Annotated in this window: 1 protein-coding gene; it reads right to left on the bottom strand. The window is 58.4% G+C overall.

Translation table 11 applies throughout. The features are described from left to right. Nucleotides 1-248, bottom strand: a 248-nt coding sequence (locus ACQG3P_RS21085) for a nuclear transport factor 2 family protein (protein ID WP_426806143.1), incomplete at its 3' end; no start/stop codon positions are given. Nucleotides 249-250 lie beyond the last annotated feature (2 nt).

The raw sequence follows: 250 nt of genomic DNA, 5'->3' as shown, positions 1-250 counted from the left end.
ATGCGGGAGATGCGGCCTGCAGAATCAACGGCTACTAGAAGAAATCCGATCTCGTGACCGAAGTCGCAGGTAAAGTCGACCCGGGCCCGTGCACGCGCATCGCCAAGACCTTCCAGCGCAAGCAGACGGGTAACCGTGTGGTAACCCACGAAGTACTTTTTCAGATAGTCACGCACCCCGGCGTGCTGGTTGAAGGTGCATCCGGTGGACGGGTCATCGATCACTGCTGTCTTGCTGAACAACGCCAGGG

Origin of the sequence: Stenotrophomonas sp. SrG, from assembly GCF_050031795.1 — a bacterium.
GTDB classification, from domain to species: domain Bacteria; phylum Pseudomonadota; class Gammaproteobacteria; order Xanthomonadales; family Xanthomonadaceae; genus Stenotrophomonas; species Stenotrophomonas rhizophila_A.
Note: the sequence above shows the minus strand (reverse complement) of the source record. Positions and strands in the feature narration are given on the sequence as shown.